Source organism: Xylophilus sp. GW821-FHT01B05 (genome assembly GCA_038961845.1).
Lineage (GTDB): Bacteria > Pseudomonadota > Gammaproteobacteria > Burkholderiales > Burkholderiaceae_C > Xylophilus.
In genome coordinates this window covers 2,415,798-2,439,745 of record CP152408.1, presented here as the reverse complement: position 1 = coordinate 2,439,745, position 23,948 = coordinate 2,415,798, and the positions used below count along the sequence as shown (strand labels likewise).

The 23,948-nt window shown below is 64.7% G+C and carries 24 protein-coding genes; 3 read left to right on the top strand and 21 right to left on the bottom strand.

Going from position 1 to position 23,948, the window contains the following annotated elements; all coding sequences use genetic code 11:
- Positions 1-209: 209 nt before the first annotated feature.
- Positions 210-407 (bottom strand): CsbD family protein, encoded by a 198-nt coding sequence (locus tag AAFF27_11380; protein ID XAH25746.1) that lies wholly within the window; start codon positions 405-407, stop codon positions 210-212.
- Positions 408-630: 223 nt separating this feature from the next.
- Between AAFF27_11380 and AAFF27_11375 the strand changes: the two genes are divergently transcribed.
- The 3 genes from AAFF27_11375 (at position 631) to AAFF27_11365 (ending at position 3,994) form a co-directional block, all read left to right on the top strand.
- Positions 631-2,319: a SulP family inorganic anion transporter gene (locus AAFF27_11375; GenBank protein XAH25745.1), complete on the top strand. Its 1,689-nt coding sequence runs from the start codon at positions 631-633 to the stop codon at positions 2,317-2,319.
- Positions 2,320-2,394: 75 nt separating this feature from the next.
- The gene (locus AAFF27_11370) at positions 2,395-3,165 is read left to right on the top strand and encodes a GGDEF domain-containing protein (protein XAH25744.1); all 771 of its coding nucleotides are present in this window, start codon (positions 2,395-2,397) and stop codon (positions 3,163-3,165) included.
- A 13-nt stretch (positions 3,166-3,178) separates the two neighbouring features.
- Positions 3,179-3,994: a MinD/ParA family protein gene (locus AAFF27_11365; GenBank protein ID XAH25743.1), complete on the top strand. Its 816-nt coding sequence runs from the start codon at positions 3,179-3,181 to the stop codon at positions 3,992-3,994.
- An 81-nt stretch (positions 3,995-4,075) separates the two neighbouring features.
- Here AAFF27_11365 and AAFF27_11360 read toward each other — a convergent pair whose 3' ends face one another.
- From AAFF27_11360 to AAFF27_11265, 20 genes are all read right to left on the bottom strand, one after another.
- Positions 4,076-4,600 carry a phosphoribosyltransferase family protein gene (locus AAFF27_11360; GenBank protein XAH25742.1) on the bottom strand — a complete coding sequence of 175 codons (525 nt, stop codon included), beginning with the start codon at positions 4,598-4,600 and terminating at the stop codon, positions 4,076-4,078.
- Between the two features lie 85 nt (positions 4,601-4,685).
- On the bottom strand, positions 4,686-6,026 hold the full coding sequence (locus tag AAFF27_11355; protein ID XAH25741.1) for an adenylosuccinate synthase: 1,341 nt from the start codon (positions 6,024-6,026) through the stop codon (positions 4,686-4,688).
- A 26-nt stretch (positions 6,027-6,052) separates the two neighbouring features.
- Complete coding sequence (locus tag AAFF27_11350) at positions 6,053-7,204, bottom strand: ATP phosphoribosyltransferase regulatory subunit (GenBank protein XAH25740.1); 1,152 nt, start codon at positions 7,202-7,204, stop codon at positions 6,053-6,055.
- Positions 7,205-7,279: 75 nt separating this feature from the next.
- Positions 7,280-7,468, bottom strand: a complete 189-nt coding sequence (locus AAFF27_11345) for a DUF2065 domain-containing protein (protein XAH25739.1) — start codon at positions 7,466-7,468, stop codon at positions 7,280-7,282.
- Positions 7,469-7,476: 8 nt separating this feature from the next.
- A complete protein-coding gene (locus tag AAFF27_11340; protein XAH25738.1) occupies positions 7,477-8,397 on the bottom strand; it encodes a protease modulator HflC in 921 nt (306 codons plus the stop codon).
- Positions 8,398-8,405: 8 nt separating this feature from the next.
- Positions 8,406-9,803, bottom strand: a complete 1,398-nt coding sequence (hflK, locus tag AAFF27_11335; protein XAH25737.1) for an FtsH protease activity modulator HflK — start codon at positions 9,801-9,803, stop codon at positions 8,406-8,408.
- A gap of 39 nt (positions 9,804-9,842) precedes the next feature.
- Positions 9,843-11,018 carry a GTPase HflX gene (hflX, locus tag AAFF27_11330; protein ID XAH25736.1) on the bottom strand — a complete coding sequence of 392 codons (1,176 nt, stop codon included), beginning with the start codon at positions 11,016-11,018 and terminating at the stop codon, positions 9,843-9,845.
- A 58-nt stretch (positions 11,019-11,076) separates the two neighbouring features.
- Positions 11,077-11,328 (bottom strand): RNA chaperone Hfq, encoded by a 252-nt coding sequence (hfq, locus tag AAFF27_11325; GenBank protein ID XAH25735.1) that lies wholly within the window; start codon positions 11,326-11,328, stop codon positions 11,077-11,079.
- A 132-nt stretch (positions 11,329-11,460) separates the two neighbouring features.
- Positions 11,461-12,804, bottom strand: a complete 1,344-nt coding sequence (gene der, locus AAFF27_11320; GenBank protein ID XAH25734.1) for a ribosome biogenesis GTPase Der — start codon at positions 12,802-12,804, stop codon at positions 11,461-11,463.
- 20 nt (positions 12,805-12,824) lie between these two features.
- A complete protein-coding gene (bamB, locus tag AAFF27_11315; protein ID XAH26218.1) occupies positions 12,825-13,943 on the bottom strand; it encodes an outer membrane protein assembly factor BamB in 1,119 nt (372 codons plus the stop codon).
- A gap of 53 nt (positions 13,944-13,996) precedes the next feature.
- Positions 13,997-14,692: a tetratricopeptide repeat protein gene (locus tag AAFF27_11310; GenBank protein ID XAH25733.1), complete on the bottom strand. Its 696-nt coding sequence runs from the start codon at positions 14,690-14,692 to the stop codon at positions 13,997-13,999.
- A 20-nt stretch (positions 14,693-14,712) separates the two neighbouring features.
- Positions 14,713-16,014, bottom strand: a complete 1,302-nt coding sequence (hisS, locus tag AAFF27_11305; GenBank protein XAH25732.1) for a histidine--tRNA ligase — start codon at positions 16,012-16,014, stop codon at positions 14,713-14,715.
- Positions 16,015-16,027: 13 nt separating this feature from the next.
- Positions 16,028-17,305 carry a flavodoxin-dependent (E)-4-hydroxy-3-methylbut-2-enyl-diphosphate synthase gene (gene ispG, locus AAFF27_11300; GenBank protein XAH26217.1) on the bottom strand — a complete coding sequence of 426 codons (1,278 nt, stop codon included), beginning with the start codon at positions 17,303-17,305 and terminating at the stop codon, positions 16,028-16,030.
- 11 nt (positions 17,306-17,316) lie between these two features.
- Positions 17,317-18,162: a helix-turn-helix domain-containing protein gene (locus AAFF27_11295; GenBank protein ID XAH26216.1), complete on the bottom strand. Its 846-nt coding sequence runs from the start codon at positions 18,160-18,162 to the stop codon at positions 17,317-17,319.
- A 10-nt stretch (positions 18,163-18,172) separates the two neighbouring features.
- Positions 18,173-19,018, bottom strand: coding sequence for a type IV pilus biogenesis/stability protein PilW (pilW, locus tag AAFF27_11290; GenBank protein ID XAH25731.1), 846 nt, complete (start codon positions 19,016-19,018; stop codon positions 18,173-18,175).
- Position 19,019: 1 nt separating this feature from the next.
- Positions 19,020-20,168 carry a 23S rRNA (adenine(2503)-C(2))-methyltransferase RlmN gene (rlmN, locus tag AAFF27_11285; protein XAH25730.1) on the bottom strand — a complete coding sequence of 383 codons (1,149 nt, stop codon included), beginning with the start codon at positions 20,166-20,168 and terminating at the stop codon, positions 19,020-19,022.
- A gap of 17 nt (positions 20,169-20,185) precedes the next feature.
- Complete coding sequence (ndk, locus tag AAFF27_11280; GenBank protein ID XAH25729.1) at positions 20,186-20,611, bottom strand: nucleoside-diphosphate kinase; 426 nt, start codon at positions 20,609-20,611, stop codon at positions 20,186-20,188.
- A gap of 131 nt (positions 20,612-20,742) precedes the next feature.
- A complete protein-coding gene (locus AAFF27_11275; protein XAH25728.1) occupies positions 20,743-22,047 on the bottom strand; it encodes a pseudouridine synthase in 1,305 nt (434 codons plus the stop codon).
- Complete coding sequence (gene scpB / locus AAFF27_11270; protein XAH25727.1) at positions 22,044-22,769, bottom strand: SMC-Scp complex subunit ScpB; 726 nt, start codon at positions 22,767-22,769, stop codon at positions 22,044-22,046. The genes AAFF27_11275 and scpB overlap by 4 nt, the downstream gene beginning before the upstream one ends.
- Before the next feature lie 164 nt (positions 22,770-22,933).
- The gene (locus tag AAFF27_11265) at positions 22,934-23,920 is read right to left on the bottom strand and encodes an RluA family pseudouridine synthase (GenBank protein ID XAH26215.1); all 987 of its coding nucleotides are present in this window, start codon (positions 23,918-23,920) and stop codon (positions 22,934-22,936) included.
- Positions 23,921-23,948 lie beyond the last annotated feature (28 nt).

The window sequence follows — 23,948 nt, the reverse complement described above, 5'->3', positions numbered from 1 at the left end:
GGTTCCTCCTGGATAAGGCGCAGGGCTGCGCCGCTATGGTCTCGAGCGGGCGACGGGGTGATCGATCTGCCGCCGATCCGGCTGGACCGGCTCTTTCACCGGTATGGGCGGCTCGCGCGAGGGGGCCTTGTGCGGCACCGACTCGCTCGGATCGGAGGGCTTGGGCGTCGAGACGCCCTCGTTGCCAATGCACATCGGGTCAAGCACCGTCAAAGCTTGTCGGCAGTACGCTTGATCCCATCCTTCACGGCTTCCTTGGCATTGCCATAGGCGGCCCGGGCCTTGCCCTCGGCCTGCTCTGCCAACCCTTCGCCTTGAAGGCGCTGGTTGCCGACCATCTTGCCGGCCAGTTCCTTGATCTTGCCCTTGGCCTGCTCTGCACGGCCTTCGACTTGGTTCTTGTTCATGGCGATTCCTTTCGCTGGTTCTGGATAGATACGGGTGACCTCTGTGGCCCCCTCCAGCGACTCTAGGCAGAGGCCTGGCGCCACCGGGTGGGACGCCGCTGAACCTGCTGTAGGACAAGAAGCGATGGCAACCAGCCCGCCACCTGCTGTGGTAGCGTCGCAAGGCTTGGCTCAGGCGGTATGCGCCGCCACGCCCTTTTCGATTTCAGCCGCCCGTCCAACCTTGACCGCTTTCGCACGCCTGTCCCGCCTGCTGCCATTCCTGCAATGGCCGCGCCCCAGCAAAGCATTGCTGGCCGGCGAACTATGGGCCGGGCTCACCGTCGGCCTGATGCTGGTGCCCCAAGGCGTGGCCTATGCGGCCGTGGCCGGCATGCCGTTGGTCACGGGCATCTATGCCTCGTTGCTGCCGGCGCTGGTGGCGGTACTGTTCAGCTCATCCCAACGGCTCGGCGTAGGCCCGACCGCGCTCACCAGTCTGCTGATAGGCGCCTCGCTCACCGGCCTGGCCATGCCCGGTAGCCCGCAATGGGTGCATCTGGCGGTCTGGCTATCGCTGCTGGCCGGCGGGCTGCAGGTGCTGCTGGGCTTTGGGCGCTTTGGCTGGCTGCTGAGCCTGGTGAGCTCGCCTGTCATGAACGGCTTCACGCAAGCAGCTGCCTGGCTGATCCTGACATCGCAGTTGCCGGCCCTGGTGGGCGCGCACGGTGGCTTTGGCGAATGGGTGCGCGCGCCACAGATTCGCCCTGAAGCACTGGCCTACGGTGTCGGCGCCATCCTGGCGCTGCTGGCATTCAAGCGCTGGGCCTCGCGGGTGCCTGCGGCCATTGTGGTGGTGGGCGCGGGCGGCTTGCTGAGCCTGCTGACGGGTTACGAAGCCCGCGGCGGCGCGGTGGTCGGTCACCTGCCGGCCGGGCTGCCCGCAATCACTCTGCCAGGCATGATCGGGGCCGACACGCTCAGCGCACTGGTGCTGCCGGCACTGGTCATCACGCTGATGAGCTTTCTGGAAACCGCCTCGAGCGCCCGCGTGGACCACCAGCGTTCCGGCACGCGCTGGGACGAAAACCAGGACCTGATCGGCCAGGGCCTGGCCAAGATCACCTCCGGCCTGTGCGGGGCCTTCCCGACCAGCGCGTCGTTCTCGCGCTCGGCGGTCAACCTGTACGCCGGCGCACGCACCGGGTGGGCCACGGTGTTCGCGGTGTTACTGGTACTGATAGCGCTGCTCTGGGTCGCCCCCGCGCTACACCCGGTACCGCAGCCCGTGCTGGCCGCAGTAGTCATTACCGCCATATTCAACCTGATCCGACCGGCGCAATTGCTGGGCCTGTGGCGCATCTCGCGCACGGAAACCGTGATCGGGGTACTGACCTTCGTGCTGACCCTGGCCACGGCTCCGCGCATTTACTGGGGCGTGCTGGCCGGGCTGCTGACCAGCCTGAGCCATTTCCTCTACCAGCGGCTGCACCCGCGCATCATCGAGGTCGGCCAGCATCCGGATGGCAGCCTGCGCGATCGCCACTTGTGGCAGCTCCCGCCGATTGCGCCAGACCTGTACGCATTGCGCATGGATGCAGCGCTGGACTTCGCCTCGGCCAGCACCTTTGAGCGCACGCTGACCGACCATCTGGCGCTGCACCCGGAAGTGCGGCGGGTATGCATCTTTGCCCATCCGATCAACCGCATTGATGTCACCGGCGTGGAGGTCTTTGGCCAATTGCGCCGTCTGCTGCATGCGCGCGGCATCGCGCTGCACCTGAGCGGATTGAAGCTGCCGGTCGATCAGGCGCTGCGGCGCGCGGGCGCGCTGGCCGAAGGCCCTCTGCTGCACAGCTACCGCACCGACACCGAGGCCCTCCAGGCACTTGCCGGGCAACGCACAAGCCCGCTTCCACCATCCACCGAATAAGCCCTGGAAGCCGCACCACTACGCACTTTGCGACAAGTGGTTACTGTTAAACTCCGGCAACTTTTGCCCCAGAACGTGCCGCTATCGGAAGCCCCCCCTCTCGTCGATCTTCGCGATCTGCGCCTGGACGCGGCACGTGCCTTGCTCGAACAGACCGAACCGTCGGCAGCGTCTGCCATGGGGTCGCCCAGCGACTACCTGCAGGACATGATCGACGGCCTGTGCGAGCTCTCCCTGCGTGACCCGCTCACAGGCCTGTCCAACCGGCGGCAATTCCGCGCCGTGCTGGACCGCGAGATCGACCGCGTAGCCCGCAGCGGCGAATTCGCACTGCTGCTGATGCTCGACATCGACCACTTCAAGGTCGTCAACGACACCTATGGCCATCTGGCCGGCGACCAGGTGCTGCAAGCCGTGGCGCGCCTGCTGTCTTCCTGCATACGGCCGATGGATGTGCTGGCGCGCTATGGCGGCGAAGAATTCGCCGTGGTGCTGCCGGGCTGCCAGGCGTCATTCGGGCGGGTGGTCGCCGAGCGCATCCGCAGCGTGATCGAGTCCGCGCCGCTGCGCATCTCGCCCACACTCGAATTGCATGTGACGGTCAGCATAGGCGGGGCCTTTGCCCAGCCCTGGATTCGCTCCACCGCCCTGCTCTGGACCGACCGGGCCGATCACCAGCTCTACTGCGCCAAGGCCCAGGGCCGCAATTGCATTTGCCTGGAGGAGCCGCCCGACAGCACGGTCAGCGCGGAAGAAAAGAGCCTTCTATTCGGCCTTGGGAGCGTCAATACCCCCGAGATCACACTCCAAGCGCCTCTCTCCAGTTCCAGCGGCAGCGCCATTTGAAAGCAAAGGACACATGAGCGACGTGCCGATCCCCTCCCCTGCCCGCCCCGGTGCGCCAACAGCGAAAGTGCTGGCCATCACCAGCGGTAAAGGCGGTGTGGGCAAGACCTTCGTATCGGCCAACCTGGCGGCTGCGCTGGCCCGTCGCGGCCACCGCGTGCTGGTGCTCGACGCCGACCTGGGCCTGGCCAATCTCGACGTGGTGCTCAACCTGCATCCCAAGACCACCCTGCACGACGTCTTCACCGGCAAGGCCTCGCTCGAAAGCGCCATCATCACCGCGCCGGGTGGCTTCTCGGTGCTGCTGGCCGGCTCGGGCATGGTCGAATACTCACGCCTCACCCCCGAGGTACGGACCGAATTCCTGCAGGTATTGCAGAGCATCATCCCGCGCTATGACGTGGTGCTGCTCGACACCGGCGCCGGCATCTCCGACGTGGTGCTGTTTGCCGTCTCGCTGGCCTCCGAGGTGCTGGTGGTGGCAACACCCGAGCCCACCTCGCTGACGGACGCCTATGCCGCCATCAAGGTACTGGCCATGCAGCAGAAGCGCCAGCAGGTGCGCATGGTCATCAACCAGACCACCCGCGCTGGTGATGGCCGGGCCATCACCGGCCAGCTGCAGCAGGTGCTCGACCGCTTCGTGGTACCCGAGACCGGCCGGCCAGTCCGGCTGCTGCATCTGGGCGACATTCCCAGCGACCCTGCCGTGCGCGAGGCCGTGATGCGCCGCCAACTGCTGCTCAACAGCCTGCCCGGTTCACCGGCTGCGCTGGCCGTCGCGCAGTTGGCCAACAAGATCGAGGAAGCAATCATCAGGCGCGCCTGAAGAACCCGCAGATGCAAGAAGGGCCTGGAGGATGCATCCTCCAGGCCCTTCTTGCATCTCATCGACCAGCGCGGGGCCGGCTCAGATCTTCCACTTCTCGATCAGCTTGGTCGGCCCCAGGCTGTCGTAGCTTTCGAAGGGCTGGTGGATCCAGGGATTGGTCGGCAGGAACTCCACCGAATAATCCGGCGTGAAGATCGAAACGCCCTTGGTCCAGATCACGGCGCTGCGCAGCTCGGTGATCGGCTTGTAGCTGTCCTTCAGGTTCTGCATCACCGCCGACAAGGTGTGGCCAGAATCGGCCAGATCGTCCACCAGCAGCACGCGGCCGGCGATCTCGCCCTTGGGCGTGGTGATGAAGCGGGCAATATCCAGATGCCCCTGCACCGTACCGCTCTCAGCCCGGTAGGAGCTGGTGGACATGATGGCCAGCGGCTTGTCAAAAATGCGGCTCAGGATGTCGCCGGGCCGCAGGCCACCGCGCGCCAGGCACAGGATGGTGTCGAACTCCCAGCCCGACTGGTGCACCTTGATGGCCAGCTTTTCGATCAGGCTGTGGTACTCGTCGTAGCTCACATAGAGATGCTTGCCGTCTTCCGTCAGCATGAGAAATGCTCCTGAATTAATAGCTAAAAGCCGGCACCAGCTATGGGCTACAGGCCTTTTTTATTGAAAAATCGTGGTGACCCGCTCAGGCCAGATAGGGGTGCCGCATCATGATCGTGTGGTCGCGATCAGGGCTGGTCGACACCATGTGGATCGGCACGCCCGTGACCTGCTCGATGCGCTGCAGATACAAACGCGCATTGACCGGCAGCTTGTCGTACTCCGTCACGCCAACGGTGGAGTCGCTCCAGCCTTCGATCGTTTCGTAGATCGGCTTGCAACGCGCGATTTCATCTGCGCCCATGGGCAGGATGTCGGTTTCTTCGCCATCCAGCTCGTAGCCGATGCAGAGCTTGAGTTCTTGCAGGCCATCGAGCACATCGAGCTTGGTGATGCACAGACCCGACAGGCCATTGACCTGGGCCGAGCGCTTGAGCAGCGCCGCATCGAACCAGCCGCAACGGCGGCTGCGCCCGGTGGTCACGCCCTTCTCGGCACCCACCGTGCTCATGTGGTAACCCGGGGTACCCGGCGCCTCCCACTCCAGCTCGGTCGGGAACGGGCCGCCGCCCACGCGGGTGCAGTAGGCCTTGGTGATGCCCAGGATGTAGTGCAGCATGCCCGGTCCCACGCCCGCACCTGCGGCGGCATTGCCGGCCACGCAGTTGCTGGAGGTGACGAAGGGATAGGTGCCGTGGTCCACATCCAGCAGCGTGCCTTGCGCGCCTTCGAACAACAGGTTGGCGCCATTGCGGTGGGCATCGTTGAGCTCGCGCGAGACGTCGGCCATCATCGGCTTGAGCAACTCGGCGTGGCGCATGGCCTCGGCGTAGACCGTGTCGTAGTCAATCGGCTGGGCGTGCAGATAGGTCACCAGCACATGGTTGTGCAGGTCCAGCAGCTCACGCAGCTTGGTGGCGAAGCGTTCCGGGTACTTCAGATCCTGCACGCGCAGGGCGCGGCGTGCGATCTTGTCTTCATAGGCTGGGCCGATGCCGCGGCCGGTGGTACCGATCTTCTCGGTGCCGCCCTTTTCGAGGGCAATCTCGCGCGCCACGTCCAGCGCCGCATGGAAAGGCAGGATCAGCGGGCAGGCCTCGCTGATGCGCAGGCGCGAGCGCACTTCAACGCCAGCCTTCTCCAACCCTTCGATCTCCTCGAACAGCTTGGCCGCCGACAGCACCACGCCATTGCCGATGTAGCACTTCACCCCCGGGCGCATGATGCCGCTGGGGATCAGGTGCAGCGCCGTCTTCACACCATTGATGACCAATGTGTGGCCGGCGTTATGGCCGCCCTGGAAGCGCACCACGCCCTGGGCGCTCTCGGTCAGCCAGTCAACCAGCTTGCCCTTGCCTTCGTCACCCCATTGGGTGCCGACCACGACCACGTTGCGGCCGGCAATCGGCCCGTTCGTCTTGCTCATATCGCTTCAGTCAGTTCTAAGGTGATTCAAAGGGCACGCACGGCCCACTGTCCGGCGCCGTCTGGCACCAGTTCGCGATCGCAACGGAATTCGTCGACTTCGCTCTCGTGGCCCGGCATGACGCAGACCACGGTTTCACCGGACGCACGCAGTGCGCCGATGGCTCGGCCCAAGGCCGCATCTTCTGCCCAGGGAGCGCGCACCGCAGCACGCAGCTCGCGTGGCTCCAATACGCTTACCAGTTCGCGCAGGTCCAGGCTGAAACCCACCGCCGGGCGGTTGCGCCCAAATACGGCACCGGCCTCGTCGTAACGGCCGCCGCGCACGATCGCATCGCTGGCGCCCGGCACATACATCGCAAAGCGCGCGCCGCTGTAGTAGGCATAGCCGCGCAGATCCGCCAGGTCGAAGCTGGCGCTGCCGGACGGCAGCGCTGCACCCAGGCGACGCAGGTCGGCCAGCACCGGCAGCAGCGCCGGAAACGCGGCAAACACGCCGCCCGCCTCATCCAGCACCTTGGCATCACCGTACAGGTGCACCAGCGCACGCAGCGCCTCGCGCGCCGGGGCGGGCAGATCCTGCGTCAGCACGGCCAGGCCGCTGGCATCCTTGGCGGCCAGGGCGGCATGCAGCTCAGCCAGGTGCGCCTCAGGCAAGGCAATGCCCTGCAGCAGCACACGCGGGATGCGGGCGTCGCCCAGATCCACCTGCACGCCGTCCAGTTGCGCAGCACGCAAGCAGTCGAGCGTCAGGCGCAGCACCTCCAGATCGGCCTCCAGGCCGGCATGGCCGTAGATTTCTGCGCCAAACTGCAGCGGCTCGCGTGTCGCGTGCGGCCGGCTGGGCCGCGTATGCAGCACCGGCCCGCAGTAGCACAGGCGCGCCACACCATGGCGATTGAGCAGATGGGCGTCGATACGAGCGACCTGAGGAGTGGTATCGGCGCGCAGCCCCAGCATGCGACCGGAGAGCTGGTCAACCAGCTTGAAGGTCTGCAGGCCGAGCGCCTCGCCAGTCCCTGTCAGCAGGGACTCCAGGTGCTCCAGCAGCGGCGGCATGACCAGCTCGTAGCCATAGCCACGAGCAGTGTCGAGCAGGGCACGGCGCAGTTCTTCGATGTGCCGTGCCTCGGACGGCAAGACATCGGCAATGTGATCCGGCAGGACCCAAGCGGACATGGAAAGAGGGAGGCTGTTAAAAACGTGATTCTACCGACACGCCCCGCCCTCTTTTGGGGAATGCCGCATCGGCGATCAGGACAGGAGCCAGAGAAGCACCAGACCGCAGGCCACGCTGATCAGCCCGAAGAAGCGGATCTGGCCATCACGCAGCTGCACCAGCCGGGTGAAGGCCTGGCGCCAGCCACGCGGTGAAGCGAAGGGCAGCAGCCCTTCGATCACCAGGACCAGCGCCACCGCCGTCCAGACGGTATCGAAATCCACCGCCAGGCTCAGGGGCGGGAACGGGCGCCCGCAGCTGGCGCTGCTGCCGAGGCAGGATTGCCACGGAAGGCGCTGAAGAAGTCAGACGAAGACGGATCGACCACCATGAAGTCCCCCTTCTTGCCAAAGCTGGCCTTGTAGGCATCCAGGCTGCGATAGAACTTGGCGAACTGCGGATCACGGCCGAACGCCTCAGCGTATACGCGCGCCGCGTCAGCGTCACCGTCGCCCTTGGTCTTCTGCGCGTCGCGGTAAGCGTTGGCCAGCGTGACTTCGCGTTGACGATCAGCGTCGGCGCGGATCTTCTCGCCTTCTGCGGCACCGGTGGAGCGCAGTTCGTTGGCCACGCGCTTGCGCTCAGCCTCCATACGGCGATAGACGGATTCGGTGATCGCTTCCACATAGTCGACTCGCGTGATGCGCACGTCCACTATGTCCATCCCCCAGGGGCGACCGCCCTTGACCACCTCGATCACCTGACGCTTCACGTCGTTCATGAGGTCGTCGCGCTTGGACGAGATCAGGTCGCGCACCGTGCGGCGATTGATCTCGGTCTGGAACGCATTGCGCACCACGCGGTTGAGCTGCAGCGCGCCTGCGTTCTCGTCCAGGCCGACATTGCGGATGTACTCCGAAGGGTCAGAAATGCGCCAGCGCACATACCAATCGATCACCACACGCTGCTTCTCGGCCGTCAGCATGGATTCGGTGTCCGAGCTGTCGAGCGTCAGCAGGCGCTTATCGATGTAGGAGACGTTCTGGAACGGCGGCGGCAGCTTGAAGTGCAGGCCAGGCTCCGTAATGACGTCCTTGATCTGTCCAAGGGCGTAGACCACGCCGAACTGGCGTTGGTCAACGACAAACAACATGGAACTGAGCAGCGCCAACACCACCAGGATGGACGATGCGATGAAACCGATTCTGTTCACGGCGGCTCCTAGCGGGACTCGCGGTCACGCGTACGGGAAGAGGAAATCTCCCGCGTGCGAGCATCGCTTGAATAAGGCGGCGTCGAAGCCGAGGTCGCGGGCACTGAACCACTGCCCGAAGAAGTAGCAGCTGCTGCTGCGTCGGCGCCTGCGGCCGCCGGGGAAGACTGCATCTGCATGATCTTATCGAGCGGCAGGTACAGCAGATTCGAGCCCTGGCGCGAATCCACCAGAATCTTCGTCACGCCGCTGTAGATGCCCTGCATCGCGTCAAGGTACATGCGATCACGGGTCACCTGCGGCGCCTTCTGGTACTCGGCAAGCACAGAGCCAAAGCGCTGCGCATCACCCTGGGCCTGGGCGACGATGCGCGCCTTGTAGCCGTCAGCCTCTTCCTTGATGCGTGACGCCGAGCCGACTGCGCGCGGCACCACATCGTTGGCATAGGCCGCTGCATCGTTCTTGGCGCGTTCGCGTTCCTGACCGGCCTTGAGTACGTCATCAAATGCAGCTTGCACCTGCTCCGGCGGCCGCACGCCACCCTGTTGCAGGTTGATGCCAACGACTTCCACGCCCACCTTGTAGCGGTCGAGAATGTTCTGCATGAGCTCACGCACGCGCGGTGCGATCTGGTCGCGCTCCTCGGCCAGGGCCGAGTCCATGTTCATCTTGCCGACCACTTCGCGCACCGAGCTTTCAGCCGCCTGCACCACAGCGGCGCTGGGGTCCTTGCTCTCGAACAGATAGGCGCGCGCATCACTCAGGCGGTACTGCACGGCGAACTTGATCTCTACGATGTTCTCGTCCTGGGTCAGCATGGCCGACTCGCGCAAGCCAGTGGACTTGATGATGCTGTCGCGACCGACATCGACCGATCGGATCTGCGTGACGAACACCAGCTCATGCCGCTGGATTGGGTATGGCAGCCGCCAATTGAAACCGGCGCCCACCGTCGACTTGTATTTGCCAAACTGCGTGATGACAGCCTGCTGGCCTTCCTGCACGATGAAGAAGCCCGTCCCCAGCCAGATCAGCACAGCAATGGCACAGATCAGGCCTACACCAAAGCCGGCATTCTTCATGTCGGGCTGGAAGCCACCGTTGCTACCACCGCCATTGCTGCCGTTGCCGCGCCCGCGACCTCGCCCAGCGCCAAGCAGGCCGCCCAGCTTGCGGTTGAAATCACGCCACAGTTCATCGAGATCAGGCGGCCCCTGGGTGCCCCCCTGTGGTCGGCCACGTGGTGGCTGCGGAGGCGGCGCATCATCTTCCGGCCGCTGGCCGTCGTTGCGAGCGCCATCCTCCGGGGTATCGCCGCGGCCCCAGCGTGGGTCGTTCAGGTTGAACATCCCCCTGATACGGCCTGGTATCCCCATCCAGCGCGAGGCCTGTGTTGTGAGAGTCATGCGCAAATTCTCGTTGTCAAGTTGACTGATTGTGCCGAATCAACCGGGAACCTCAGCCAATGACGGATCATTGGCAAGGGTCATCTCCGCACGTCGCGCAGCAGCCGCTGCCGCCAACGCCAGGCGCAGTGCGGGCAAGCCCTCGCCGCTACGCGCGCTCACGAAGATTCGCGGCACCTGTACGCCATCCACCTCATAGTGATCTTCCCGCTGCAACGGCTGCGCTTCTGGCGCCACCGCATCCAGCTTGTTGAAGACCAGCAACTGCGGCACCTCGGAGGCACCGATCTCTGCCAACACCCTCTGCACCTGGGCCATCTGCTCCGGAAAGCCCGGGTTCGACGCATCTACGACATGCAGCAACAGGTCGGCATCCACCGCCTCCTGCAGCGTCGCCTGAAAAGCGTCTACCAGACCGTGCGGCAGATCACGGATGAAACCCACGGTGTCGGACAACGAAGCCGACCCTCCGGCTTCGCCCAGGTAGAGCTGGCGCGTTGTGGTGTCGAGCGTGGCAAACAATTGGTCCGCGGCATAGGCGCGAGCCTTCACCAGGGCATTGAACAGCGTGGACTTGCCTGCGTTGGTATAGCCAACCAGCGATATGTTGAAGGTCTCGCGCCGCTCACGCTGCCGGCGCTGCGTGCCGCGCTGGCGCTTGACCTTCTGCAACCGTTCCTTGGTGCGCTTGATGGCCTCGCCGATCATGCGCCGGTCTAGTTCGATCTGTTTTTCACCAGGGCCGCCGCGCACGCCAGCGCCGCCGGTCTGGCGCTCAAGGTGAGACCAGCGCCGGACCAAGCGGGTGCTGACATACTGCAGCCGCGCCAGCTCGACCTGCAGCTTGCCCTCATGACTGCGGGCGCGCTGCGCGAAGATCTGGAGGATGAGCAGCGTGCGGTCGTTCACCGGCAGCCCGATGTGGCGCTCCAGATTGCGCTGCTGCGCAGGCGAGAGCGACTGATCGAACAGCACCTCGACAGCGCCGTGGTGCTCGGCCAGCATGCGGATCTCGTCGGCCTTGCCGCTGCCCACAAACAACGCCGCGTCGGGCGCCTTGCGTTTGGCGGTGATGCGCGCGACCGGCTCCAGCCCCGCGGTCTGCGCGAGCAGGCCCAGCTCTTCAAGCTCGGCGTCGAAATGCGGCAACCCCAGATCGACCCCCACCAGCAGCACGGGTGCTGCGGCCTGGCCGGGGGAATCGTCGAAGCTCAAGTCAGCGAAGGGACAGGCTCAGTGCCCCGTCCGTCGCAAGTTGTGCAGTGGCTACCGCTCACGCGGCAGCGTCGCCATCCGCGCTGTCGGCGGTGGAGAAGTTCACGGCACGACCCGGCACGATGGTGGAAATCGCGTGCTTGTAGACCATTTGCGTCACGGTATTGCGCAGCAACACCACGTACTGGTCGAAAGATTCGATTTGACCTTGCAGCTTGATGCCGTTGACCAAATAAATGGACACCGGAACGTGCTCGCGGCGCAGCGCGTTCAGAAAAGGATCCTGCAAAAGTTGGCCTTTATTGCTCACGATATTCTCCGTGTTCAAAGAATGTTGTTGTAAAACGTCACCTTACCACACCCCATTCGCTTAACTGGGAATCCATAACGAATTTCCACAAGAAAACAAGGGCACTTACGCCGCTTTTCGGCGCGCAAGAAATCAAGCACGGTCTTTGTCTGCGTACGGATTTTCGGAGGTCTTCATCTCTATGCGCAGGGGCGTGCCGACCAAGTCGAACTCCTTGCGGAAACGGCCCTCAAGAAAGCGCTTGTAGGCATCTGTCACATGCTCCAGCGAGTTGCCATGGATCACGATGACCGGCGGGTTCATGCCACCCTGATGCGCGTAGCGCAGCTTGGGCCTGAACATGCCGCCGCGCTGCGGACTCTGGAACTGCACAGCCTCCAGCAAGAGCCGCGTGAGCACCGGCGTGGACATCTTGCAGGTGGCCGAGCGGTGCGCCTGCGCAATGGAACCCCATAGCGGTCCAAGCCCTTGGCGCTTCTTGGCCGAGATGAAGTGAATGGCGGCAAATTTCAGGAAAGCCAGCCGCGTCTCGATGGAGCGCTGCAGCAGCTCGCGCTGGTAGTCATCCACCGCATCCCACTTGTTCACGGCCAGCACCACGGCACGGCCGCTCTCCAGGATGTAGCCGGCGATGTGCGCATCCTGGTCGGTCACGCCCTGCGTGGCATCAAGCAGCAGCAGCACGACGTTCGCCGATTCGATGGCCTGCAGCGTCTTGACGACCGAGAACTTTTCGATCGCCTCGAACACCCGGCCCTTGCGACGCAAGCCTGCCGTATCGACCAGCTCGAAGCGCTGGCCATCACGCTCGAAAGGCACGCTGATGGCGTCCCGCGTGGTGCCCGGCATGTCGAATGCCACCAGGCGCTCTTCGCCAAGCCAGGTATTGATCAACGTGGACTTGCCCACATTGGGCCGCCCGGCCACCGCGAGCTTGATGACGCCGTTGTCGGCTTCGCCCTCGGCATCGTCTGGGTCGGGCAGGTGCAGCGGCTCCAGTGCGATTTCAACCAGGCTGCGAATGCCCTGGCCGTGCGCGGCGGAGACCGGGTAGACCTCCCCCAGGCCCAGTTCAAAGAACTCGACCAGTTGCATGCCTTCACGCATGCCTTCGGCCTTGTTGGCCACCAGCACGCAGGGCTTGCCCAGGCGGCGCAGGTAGCGCGCGATATCGTGATCCTGCGCCGACACGCCCGCGCGGGCGTCGACCACGAAGACGACGACGTCGGCCTCGGCCACGGCCTGCTGGGTCTGCTTGGCCATCTCCTTGAAGATGCCCTCGGACGCATCCGGCTCGAAGCCACCGGTGTCGATGACGATGTACTCGTGCTTGCCCTGCCGACCATTGCCATAGTGGCGGTCGCGTGTGAGGCCCGCATAGTCGGCAACGATAGCGTCGCGCGATTTGGTGAGGCGATTGAAGAGCGTCGATTTACCGACGTTGGGACGCCCTACGAGCGCGATGACGGGTTTCATGGATCCTGTTCTGGCGGCGCTCAGTCCGGCACGAAGCCGAACACGCCACCGTTCTTCGTCACGACGACCAGCGTGCCGCCCACTTCCACCGGCGCGGTGGTGATGGCGGAGCCGTCGGTCGTCAGACGGTTGAGCGGCGCACCGTCTTCGCGCGCAAAGAAGTGCACCAAGCCATCGCCATCACCAAAGATGACGGAGCGTCCCAGCACCAGTGGCGCGGAGAGATGGCGGTATTGCAGTCGGTCCACGCTCCAGGCGCGTTCGCCATCGCGGCGGCGCCAGGCATTCACGACGCCATTGGACTCGGTACCGAAAATATTGGCGTCGTCGCCATCCACACCGGTATAGCCACTGGCCGGCCGGCTCCAGAGCGTTTGCCCACGGGTGGCATCCACGCAGCCAACGGCCGCCTGGAAGGCACGGGTGCAGATCACGCCATCGCGGCGGTTTACCCGGCCGACCAGGTCCACCAGGCGCTCCACATCATTGGTGCCGCGCGATGCTGCGACGGGCGCCTCCCAGCGCAGGCTGCCGTTGTCGGGATCAAGCCCGGACAGGCGCCCGGACAGGCCAACCACCAGCGTGTTGCCCACCGCCAGCAGCACGCCGCCATGGCGCAACACCAGCGGCTCGCCACCGGGGCGCTGCTGCGTCCACAGCTTGCGGCCGCTCTGCCCGTCATAGGCGGACACCGAGCGGTCGGCTGCCAATACGAATACGCGCCCGCCCGCCACGAGCGGCGCAGTGAAGGCTTCCGCAACCAGCTTGGAGCGCCAGCGCTGCTTGCCTTCTGCAAACGCAATGACCTCGTTGCTGCGGCTGACGACGGCGGTCAAGCTGCCGTCAGTGCCGACGCCTGCAGACAGCGGTGTGCCCGCGCTGGCGCGCCACAGTTCGCGGCCGGTGCGGGCGTCAAGCGCCGTGACCGTGCCGTCGTCGCTGGCCAGCGTCAGGGAGTCGCCGGACACGGCGGGTGCCAGCGAGATGCTGACCGGTGCGATCTTGGCCGTCCAGGCCTGCCGCACACTCACCACGGCCACGTTGGTGCCCAAGGGCTTGGGCCCAACCTTCTTGCTGCCGAACCAGCCACTCACCGTGGAGCATCCCGCCAGGGATACTATCAAAACAATAGCTGACAGCCGGCACCCAACCTGGGCTAGAGGGCTAAAAGGCTTGGATTTTTTTGCAGACGTCACGGCTTTTTCTCCACTGCCGCTGCGGCAGGAGCAACCAGGGATGCACCAGCGCGCGGGTCGACGCCGAGAGCGTTGAGCTTTATTTCGATCAGTTGGCGGTAGTCGCCGCTGTCGTCCAGCGCCTTCCAGGCACGGCTGTAGGCGGCGACGGCCTCGTCCTTCTTGCCTTGGGCCATCAGTACGTCGCCCTTGCGATCATCGGCCAGCGGCACAAAGGACGGCGGGAAGCTGGCATCGAGTTGGCGCATCGCATCGTCATAGGCTTTGGCGTCGAGCAGCACGGCCGCCAAGCGCAGCCGGGCCAGCGCTTGGTAGCCAGCGTCGCCAGACTTGTCTGCGACCCAGCCCAGCGCGCCCTTGGCTGCGTCGATCTGGCCCTTCTCGTAGAGCGTCTTGCCTGCCAGCAGGCCGCCTTGCGAAGCGTAGACAGTACGCCCGAACTTGTCCTTGAGGTCATTGAAGGCGCGCTCCACGCGCGCAGCATCGCCCGCTTGCGCAGCACGGTCGACTTCGTCGTAGAGCACCGAGGCCTGGCTGGCCTGGCGGCGCTGCCAGTACTGGTAGCCATTCCAGGCTGCCAATGCGCCAAACACCACGATCAATACCCAGGTGATGAGCGTGCCCCAGCGTTTCCAGAAATGCTTGAGCTGGTCGAGCTGTTCTTGTTCTTCGAGATCGAGATGGGAGGCCATGAATCGGGTACGTCCTTCGGTTAAGGGCGGGATTGTAGGGTGGGCGCCCAGGCGGCCACGGCGTTGAGCGCCTCCAGGCGCTGGCTGCCGGTACCGTCGCGCAGCGACTTCACGGTGAGCTCGCCGCGCGCCATCTCATCGGCTCCAAAAACCAGCGCATAGGCTGCGCCGCTGGCATCGGCTTTTTTGAACTGCGATTTGAAGCTGCCGAGGCCATCGACCGTGGCGCCGTGCATTTGCACTCGCACGCCGGCGTCCCGCAGTTGCTGGAGCGTGCGCAGCGCCAGCGGCATGGCCTCGGCACTGGGCACGACCGCATAGGCGTCGGGCACGGGCGCGGCAATGGCCGTGCCCTGCTCTTTCATCAGGTCAAGCACACGCTCGACGCCGATCGCCCATCCCACCGCGGGCGCCGGCTTGCCGCCGAGTTGCTCGAACAGGCCGTCATAGCGGCCGCCGGCGCACACCGTGCCCTGCGAGCCGAGCCGGTCGGTCACGAACTCGAACACGCTGAGGTTGTAGTAATCCAGGCCGCGCACGAGTCGCGGGTTGATGGTGTAGGCAACGCCGTTGGCATCGAGGATGGCCTTCAACCCCTCGAAGTGCGCCAGCGATTCGGCACCGAGGAAGTCCATCAGTCTCGGCGCTGACTCGACCACGTCCTTCATCGCAGGGTTCTTCGTATCGAGGATGCGCAGCGGGTTGCTGTGCAGGCGGCGCTTGCCGTCCTCGTCGAGCTTGTCGGCATGTGCCTCGAAGTGCGCGATGAGCTGGGCGCGGTGCTGCGCCCGCTCTGCCGGTTGGCCAAGGCTGTTGAGTTCCAGCCGCACGTCGGTCAGGCCGATCGCCTTCCAGAGCGCGCTCGCGAGCAGGATCAATTCAGCGTCAATGTCGGGACCGGCAAAGCCCAGCGCCTCGACGTCGATCTGGTGGAACTGCCGAAAACGCCCGCGCTGCGGCTTCTCACGCCGGAACATCGGCCCGATGGCCCACAGGCGCTTGCCGCCGTCATAGAGCATGTTGTGCTCGATCGCGGCCCGCACGATGCCGGCGGTGTTCTCGGGCCGCAGCGACAGGTGGTCGTTGTCGCCGTACTTGTCGGAGCGGTCGTGGAAGGAGTACATCTCCTTCTCGACGATGTCCGTCACTTCGCCGATGCCGCGCACGAACAGTGCCGTGTGCTCGAGGATGGGCGTGCGGATGTTGCGGTAGGCATAGCGCGCCATCAGCTCGCGCACGGTGGCCTCAAGCCACTCCCAGCGCGCCGATTCGAGCGGCAATATGTCGTTCATGCCTTTGACGGCATTCAGTTTGTCAGCCATGGATCTGGAGGTATCAGGCCGCGACGGCGTGTTCGCCACCGAAGCGCTTTTCAATGTAGTTTTCGACGAGCTGGTGAAACTCGTTGGCGATATTGTCGCCACGCAAGGTAAGTGCCTTCTCGCCGTCGATGAACACCGGCGCCGCCGGGGCCTCGCCGGTACCCGGCAGGCTGATGCCGATGTCAGCGTGCTTGCTCTCGCCTGGACCATTGACGATGCAGCCCATCACGGCCACTTTCAGTGCCTCGACGCCCGGGTATTTCTTGCGCCACAACGGCATCTGCAGGCGCAGGTAGTCGTCGATCTGCTTGGCCAATTCCTGGAAGGTGGTACTGGTGGTGCGGCCGCAGCCGGGGCAGGCGGTGACACTTGGCACAAAGATGCGCAGGCCGAGCGCCTGCAGAATTTCAGAGGCGATCACCACCTCTTGCGTACGCGACTCACCGGGTTGCGGCGTCAGGGACACGCGGATGGTGTCGCCAATGCCCTCTTGCAGCAGGATCGACAACGCCGTGGCCGACGCCACCGTGCCCTTGGTGCCCATGCCGGCTTCGGTGAGGCCCAGGTGCAGCGGATAGTCGCAGCGACGGGCAAGTTCACGGTAGACCGAAATCAGATCTTGCACACCGCTGACCTTGCACGACAGGATGATCTGGCTGCCGTCCATGCCCATCGACTCGGCCAGCTTGGCGGAATCGATGGCCGAGGTGATCAGCGCCTCGTACATCACCTGCTTGGCATCCCAGGGCGTGGCACGCCGGCTGTTGATGTCCATCAGGTCGGCCAGCAACTCCTGATCGAGGCTGCCCCAGTTCACACCGATGCGCACCGGCTTGTTCCAGCGCATGGCGGCGTCGATCATCTGGCCGAACTGCTTGTCGTGCTTGTCGCCCTTGCCCACGTTGCCGGGGTTGATGCGGTATTTGGACAGGGCCTCGGCGCAAGCCGGGTAGTCGGTGAGCAAGCGGTGGCCGTTGTAATGAAAGTCACCGATCAACGGCACATCAATGCCCATGCGGTCGAGTTGCTCGCGCACATAGGGCACTTGCGCAGCGGCCTCTGGCGTGTTGACCGTCAGGCGCACCATCTCGGAGCCGGCCAACGCCAGCTCCTTCACCTGGATGGCGGTACCAATAGCGTCGACCGTATCGGTATTGGTCATGGACTGCACGCGCACGGGCGCATCGCCGCCAATCGTGACCACACGCGGCCCCCAGACCACACGCGCCTGCCGCGAATGCCGTGGCAGCGGCTGCGCAACGGCAACCGGCAAGGCGCCGGCAGGGGACATCACGGTCATATTCATTTCACCTCGAAGCGCGCCACATTGCTGCGCACAATGGGTGCCAGATCGAACGGCTGGCCATGCACCTGCACCTCGGTGGTATCGGCTCGCCCCACGATGACGGACAGGGGCAATACACCGGTCACGTCCTGCGACTCACCCTCTGCAAGGGTCTTCTGCAGCACGACGGTGCCACGCGCATCCGTCACCTTTACCCAGGACTCCCCCCGTGCGTGTAGAGACAAGGGCACGCCCGCGCCCACAGGAGCTGCGGCGGCTTGCGCCGGCGGCTTGTCGGGCACGACAGGTGGCACAGCGGCGAGTGCAGGCTGGGCTGCAGTGCCGCCGACATCCGCTGGTGCGGCCGGCTCCACCGGCGGCGCGACGGGCGCCTGCACCTCGGCTTCTGTGTGTTCTGCACCCATGCGCTCACGCAGCGCGTCCACCCAGCCATGCATGGTGGCCTGGGGCAGCAGCATGAGCGCCGCCGCCGCCAGCAGCAAGAGCAGCACACCCCACAACAGCGGACGCGGAAACTGCTGCGACAACCCAGCCTTGCGGCCGGTCGCCGAGGGAATATTGCCCGAAAGCGCCCGTACGTCGTCAGCCAGACGCCCTGCCCCCACCCTTGGCAACTGAGCCAGGATCGGCGCTGACTCAACCCGCAGCAGCCGGCAGATGCTGGCCACCAGCGCCCGGGTAAAGGCGGCATCCGGCAGCAGATCAAAACGGTCGGCTTCGATGGCCTCCAGCCGGGCCACCGGGACCTTCAAGGCCGCCGCCAGCGCCGCAATGTGCACGCCTGCGGCTTCTCGCACTTGGCGTAACTGCGCGCCAGGCGCCAGAACAGCCTCAGTTTGCATCTGCACGTCTTCACTCATTGAACGCTCCACGATCCAGGGCCGCACGCTCGGACGACAAGGGAAAACGCTTGCGCAATTGGTCGCCTAGCTGTCCCATGGCAACCTGGTCGCCAAGCCCACGCTCCACCTTGATTCCCAGCCACAGCGACTCTGCCGTCGCGTAGTCGCTGTTGTTGATTCGTCGCATGTAGAACTGCGCCCGCGAAGCCTCGCCCCGCTGGAACAACAGCTTGGCCAGCGTATAGCCTGTGATCGGATTGCCTGGATCGAGCTTGTAGGACTCTGCCAATGTCTGCTCCGCCAGCGCGAGTTGGCCGGCGCGCACCTCGCACAGGCCTTGCGTCATCAGGGTTTTTGCCTTGTCGGCATACGTCGGCTGCGCAGCAGCCTGGCTAAACAGCACGTCGGCCTCGGCATAGCGCTTTTGCTGACACAACAGCCAGCCATGGTTGTGCATGGCATCCGCATCCCGCGGGTTGAGCAGCACGGCGCGCTTGAAGCTGTCCTCGGCCAAGTCGAAATCGCCGAGCCGCATGTAGATCAAGCCACGCAGGTTGTAGGCCTCGCCATAGGTCGGGTCAGCCACCAGCGACTGCTTGATCTCATCAAGGGCAATGGTGGCCTTGTCGCCCTGGAAGTAACTGGCCGCCAGTTCAAGCCGGATGCGCGCGCGGCGCCGTTCGGGTTTCTCATCGGAGGCAGTGACCAGATCCTGACGCTCCGCGGCGGCATCACCGCCCCCCGCAGCGCCGCCAGATCGGCCAGCACAGGCTTGCAGCAAGGCGCAAACCCATAGCGCCAACACCACGCCCCCGAACGCCCGCCCAGCCCTCGACAGGCGCACTGCACACGTCATCTCAAACCTCCTTGGTGGTGCCGGCCACAAACTTGGCCGGCATGAGCATCACGGTACGTTGCCGTGCGATGCGCTCACCCACGCGGGTACGGTCCTTGACGTCTCCGGCCAACTGGCCACAGGCAGCATCGATATCGTCCCCCCGGGTCTTGCGCACGGTGGTAACAATACCAGCATCACTCAGCGCTTTGGCGAATGCCACCACACGCGGCGCAGGCGAGCGCAGCAGGCCGGAAGCCGGGAATGGATTGAAGGGAATGAGGTTGAATTTGCAGGAAACGCCACGCCCGGCGTGCTTGCGCACGAGCTGGATCAACTGCTCGGCATGCTCGGGCTGGTCATTCACGCCATCGAGCATGCAGTATTCGAAGGTAATGAAATCGCGCGGTGCGTGCACCAGATAGCGATTGCAGGCATCCAGCAGCTCGGCAATCGGGTATTTGCGATTGAGCGGCACAAGATTGTCCCGCAGCGCATCGTTGGGCGCATGCAGCGATACCGCCAAGGCCACTGGGCAATCCTCGGCCAGGCGATCCATCATGGGCACCACCCCCGAGGTGGACACCGTCACCCGCCGCCGCGAAAGGCCATAGGCATGGTCGTCCAGCATGGTTCGCAAAGCTGGCACCAGGGCACTGTAATTCTGCAAGGGCTCGCCCATGCCCATCATCACCACGTTGGAGATGACTCGCTCACTGGTGTTGCGGCGCTTGCGCAGGAAGTGCTCGGCATACCAGAGCTGCGCCACGATTTCTGCGGTGGACAGATTGCGGCTGAACCCCTGGTGACCGGTAGAACAGAAGCGGCAGTTCACCGCGCAGCCGGCCTGAGACGATACGCACAAAGTGCCGCGGTCGTCTTCGGGAATGAACACGGCCTCGACCGCGTCACCGGCGCCGACATCAAATAGCCATTTGATGGTGCCGTCCGCCGATACGTGCTCGGCTACGACTGGCAAGGCACGCACTTCGGCTGTGCCCTGCAGCTTTTCGCGCAACGACTTGGCCAGATCGGTCATCTGGCTGAAGTCTGCTGCCCCGCGCTGGTGAACCCAGCGGAACAGCTGCGTGGCGCGAAAGCGCTTCTCCCCCAACCGCTCGCAATAGGCGGCCAGCCCTTCCAGATCGAAGTCGAGTAGGTTGACCGTCATGCAAGCGATAGCCGCCCTTAGCGGCTGTAAACGTTCAGCGAGGGGAAGAAGAAGGAGACTTCAACAGCAGCAGTCTCAGCAGCGTCAGAGCCGTGCACGGCGTTGGCGTCGATGCTATCGGCGAAGTCGGCACGGATGGTGCCGGCCTCGGCCTTCTTCGGGTCGGTGGCGCCCATGAGGTCACGGTTCTTCAGGATGGCGTTTTCGCCTTCGAGCACTTGCACGAACACCGGGCCGGAGATCATGAAGTCCACCAGGTCCTTGAAGAACGGGCGGGCCTTGTGCACGGCGTAGAACTGTTCTGCTTCTGCGCGGGAGAGCTGCACCAGGCGCGCTGCGGCAACCTTGAGGCCGGCGGCTTCAAAGCGGGACACGATCTGGCCGATGACGTTCTTGGCCACGGCGTCGGGCTTGATGATGGAGAGGGTGCGTTCGATTGCCATTGCTGAAATTTTCCTACTGGATACTTGAAATTTTTGCCCTATTGGACAAAGCCGTCTATTTTAGCCTGCGACATTGCTGTCGAGCTGCTCGGACTGGCGCAATACCGCTCACGACGAGGGCTTACAGCGCTTTAACGCCCTCGCCCACCGCGGCGAAAACCACCGCCACCGCCGCCTGCGGGCCCACCTTGCCGCCCGCCCTGGCGCTGCCGGGCAAAGCTATCGGCCCCGATATAGCCCACCGAGGTCTTCATCGGATCCGGTTGACTGGCGCCCCCAGCGTCCTGCCGATCACCACCGCGCGCAGGCTTTCCGGCCTTACCCTTGCCTGCAAAGCGGGCACCCCCACCGGCCCCTGCTGCGGGCGGCAGACCCGCGCCGCGCGGACCACCCTCCCGGCGGTTGCGGTCATTTCCACCACGACCGCCAGGCGCTGCAACCTGAGGCTCGCGCCGCTCAGCGCCAGCCGCCCGCATCAGAGCGTCAATATCGCGCTCGTCCAGCTCCATCCAAGCTCCGCGCTTGAGCCCGCGCGGCAGCAGCATGGCGCCGTAGCGGATGCGGATCAGGCGACTGACCGCGTGCCCGACCGCCTCCAGCATGCGACGCACCTCACGGTTGCGCCCTTCGGAGATCGTGACCCGATACCAGCAATTGGACCCCTCGCCACCGCCATCCTCAATGCTGCCGAACTGCGCCTTGCCATCCGACAGCGAGACACCGTCGAGCAGGCGCTGCTTTTCGTCATTGCTGAGCGCGCCCAGCACGCGTACCGCGTATTCGCGCTCCAGACCGAAGCGGGGATGCATCAACTGGTTGGCAAGCTCACCCGAGCTGGTGAAAAGCAGCAAACCTTCGGTATTCAGATCAAGCCGGCCAACCGATTGCCACTTGCCATGCTGCAGGCGCGGTAGCTTGCGAAACACGGTCGGGCGGTTCTGCGGGTCATCATGCGTGACCACCTCGCCCACTGGCTTGTGATAGGCAATCACACGAGCCGGCGGCGGATCGATGCGAAAGCGGATCGGCTTGCCATTGACCTTGACCTGGTCGCCGTACTGGATGCGCTGGCCGACATGGGCCGGCTCGTTGTTGACGGAAATCCGCCCCTCGAGGATGAGCTGCTCCATCTCCAGGCGCGAACCCAAGCCAGCCTGGGCCAGGACCTTGTGCAGCTTCGGCGTCTCCTGCTGTGGCGCGAGGACCCGCTTGGCGGGCAGCAACACCTCTGCATCGCCCTCCTCCGCATCGAATTTGCCAGAGACCACATCGTCAAAGTTGATTGCAGCAGGCAGGCCCGCTGGCGCCGCCGCCGCGACGGCCTTCACCGCCCCTGCAACCGGCACGCCGCTGGCGTCGTTTGGCTCAGATGCAGCCTCGGCCGCAAGGCCTTTGTGTTCCGGCGGCAACTGGTCGTCGGGAGTGGAATCGTTCATACGGCGTTGGGAGAAGAGGATTGGTCAGGAGCGGGCTCGGAAGCATCGCTGGAAAGGGGTGGCAAGGCCGGCATCGGGTCGGCCACGGGCAACGCGGGCTCATCAGCGTGCGCAGCGGGAGCCGCCTCAACATCACTCCCGTCGATAGCAAGTGCCGCCTGCCCATTGGCATCGGCACCACCAAGGGCTGCACGCATCGCCTCCTCTGCGGCAGCGCTGTCAGCCAAAGGCAATTGATCCAGCGAGGCAATCCCCAGATCGTCGAGAAACTGCCGCGTCGTCGCAAAAAGTGCGGGCCGGCCAACGGTATCCCGGTGGCCGATGGCCTCGATCCAGCCACGATCCTCGATCTGCTTGAGCACCAGGCTGTTGACCGCGACCCCACGAATGTCCTCGATGTCGCCGCGCGTGACTGGCTGACGATAGGCAATGATGGCCAGCGTTTCCAGCACCGCACGGGTATAGCGCGGCGGTTTTTCCGGGTGCAAGCGGTCAAGGTAGGGCCGCATGGCGGGACGACTCTGAAAGCGCCAGCCACTGGCCACCTGAACCAGCTCCACACCACGCTGCACCCAGTCGGATTGCAGATCTTCCAGCAACTGGCGCACCGTATCAGCGCCGATGGCATCGTCGAACAGCACGCGCAACTCACGCAGAGCCAACGGCTGCTGCGAGCAGATCAGAGCGGTTTCGAGGATGCGTTTGGCATCCGCCGTATTCATGGGTCGTCGGTCCGGATGAACGCACGCCGTGCGCAAAAGGGCACTGGTGCGTAGGGGTCGAAAGGCGATGGACGGAGAGCTTTACAAGCCGCCAGGGCATCGGGTCGGGTGCCCTGGCCACATCTTGCGCGAACGGCCGCACGTGGCAAGACCAGTGCTCGGCGTTAGTCTGGATTGTAATCCAGCCCCCACTCGGCAAGGGCCTGCTGCATATCTGCGGGAGGCGCAGCCCGAAAGACCAGCGATTCGCCCGTGACCGGATGCTGAAACGCCAGACGGCAGGCGTGCAGCGCCTGCCGCGTCAAACCCGCGGCCGGCACACCCCCATAGACCGTATCGGCCACCAGCGGATGGCCGATGGATGCCAGGTGCACGCGAATCTGGTGTGTGCGCCCGGTATGCAGCGTGCAGCGCAGCCAGCAGCCCTGCGCCGCGTTCTGCAGCAGCTTGACCGTGGTACGAGCAGTTTTGCCGGCATGCGACGCCAGATCGACCACCGCCATGCGCAGGCGGTTGCGCGGATCACGGCCGATGGGCGCCTCGACATCCCGGGTCACGGCCCCGACCCAGGCCTTGTGGGCCAGGGCCAGGTACTGGCGGCTGACCTCGCGTGCGGCAATAGCCTGCACCAGGGCATCCATGGTGGCACGGCTGCGCGCGACGACCATCAGGCCACTCGTATCCTTGTCCAGTCGGTGCACGATGCCAGCGCGCGGCAACAGGGCCGCGCCAGCATCTCGGCCCAGCAGGGCATTGAGCAGCGTGCCACTCCAGTTGCCGGGCGCCGGGTGCACCACCAAGCCCGCCGCCTTGTTCACCACCAGCAGGTGCTCATCCTCAAAAACCACGTCGAGCGGCAGGCTTTCCGGACGGAACGCCTGGCTTTGCGGCGTCGGGCGCAGTTCGACCTGCAGGGCATCCCCCGCACGGACACGGGCTGCCGCCTTGAGGACCGGCACGCCGTTATTCTGCACCCCTCCCGCAGCCAGCAACTGCTGCAGATAGCTGCGGGAAAATTCGGGCACGGCCAGCGCCAGGGCGCGGTCTACGCGCTGCCCGTGCAGGTCCTCGGAAACGACCACGCGGCGCGTTTCGCTTTCCGGGCCTGGATCGCCCGCCTCCTCCTGGGCATCTTCGAAACCGGTCGGCAAAAGGGGGGTCGATATAATCGGAGAGGTT